This is a genomic window from Veillonella sp. HPA0037, assembly GCF_000411535.1.
GTDB lineage: Bacteria > Bacillota > Negativicutes > Veillonellales > Veillonellaceae > Veillonella > Veillonella atypica.
Map to the genome: position 1 here is coordinate 1 of NZ_KE150485.1, position 1,642 is coordinate 1,642.

General features: G+C 38.3%; 1 protein-coding gene. It reads left to right on the plus strand.

The window, feature by feature from the left end:
- Positions 1-1,244: hypothetical protein (locus HMPREF1477_RS09790; RefSeq protein WP_016476646.1), on the plus strand; the 1,244-nt coding region annotated here is incomplete at its 5' end.
- Between the last annotated feature and the right edge of the window lie 398 nt (positions 1,245-1,642).

Genomic DNA, 1,642 nt, shown 5'->3' on the forward strand with positions numbered 1-1,642 from the left:
AAGAACAAGGAAATACAGAGCGTAAAGCAGGCAATGGTATTCTTACTTATAAGAACGAAGAAGGACATCATTGGCATAAGCTTATTTTTGATGACCTAGCAGAAATTCCTAATTGGTATGGAAAGGAAGATGTCTATATTCGGAGTGCTAGCTTTATTGGTAAGAACACGAAGAATGAAAATGCGAGTATGATCCATGCACTTGTGTTTGATTTAGACGGACAAGAAATTAAAGAGTTACGCATGGTAATGCAATTTATGCGGAAAGGTACGAATATTCCAAAGGCAACCTTTGTAGTGCTAAGTGGTCATGGGCTTCATTTGTACTATGTTCTAAAGCAACCTATCAGAGCAACGATGAACAATATAAGAAAGCTCAACAAACTCAAAGAGGGCATGACGAAACTCATCTGGAACCGATACACCTCTAACATTGAGAAGATACAATTTCAATACTGCTTGCAAGGTTTTCGTATGGTAGGCTCTGCGAGTAAAATGGGGAAACGTTACCCAGTTCGAGCCTATCGCTTTAGTGATGAACATTATACGATTGAGGAACTTGTGGCATGGATACCGAAACTTAAAGAGTGGGATGAGTATAGAATAGATATGACGGAACGTGATACCGTTCCTAAAGCTACTGCTGCAAAGCTGTGGCCTGAATGGTACGAATATCGTATTAATCAAGGTAAATCTAGCAAATGGAGTGTAAAACGAGATTTATATGATTGGTGGAAAGGTAAGATTATTGAAAATGCGACCTATGGACACCGTTATTTCTGTTTGATGTGCTTAGCGATTTTTGCCATTAAATGCGATGTTTCAGAAGAAGAACTGAAACGAGATGCATTAGCGTTAGTTCCGATTTTGGACAAGCTGTCTGACGACGCTGATCCAAAATCTAGATTTACGGAAGAAGATGCTTTGTGTGCGTTGCATGGGTATCGTGAGAATTTCAAGACTTGGGGAAGAGATAAACTGGCGTTAGTATCAGCCATTCCTATGCCAGCGAATAAGCGAAATTATAGACCACAATCGGAACATATTCGGATTATGAATGCAGTTAGAGAAGTTCTACATCCTAATGGTTCTTGGAGAAATACTGAGGGGAGACCTAAAGGGCGTGGAACGAAAGAAGAGCAAGTAAAAGAGTGGCGGTTAGCTAATCCTAATGGTAAGAAAATTGAATGTGAACGTGAGTTAGGATTATCTCGTCATACAGTTTTAAAGTGGTGGGATAATTAATTTGGACTTGAGATTTTGGCTAAGCAATTTGAAACAAATTGGTGTACTAAAATCTCGAGTGAGCAACCGAAGGGCGGTAGCTAAAAAGGACACTAATTATAGTGTCCTTTTTTCTATTTTCTGCTCATTCTTTAAATGAGAATGAACAGAATTTTATCGTTCTAATGTAATCAAAATTAGAAGATAAAAGAGAGTTGATTATTCACCAATATTGATTGGTAAATAATCAAAGTCTATCCTGTTGATCAATGAACAAACAGGATAGACAGAACTATCTAATAATGACCTTAATAAGTGGATATGCTATAATCGAGAGAGCGAGTTCTAGCACCACATTATTAGATAGTTGCAAGACACGCGTCTGTGGCCACAAAGTGACCAAGACACGTCTTGCAAAA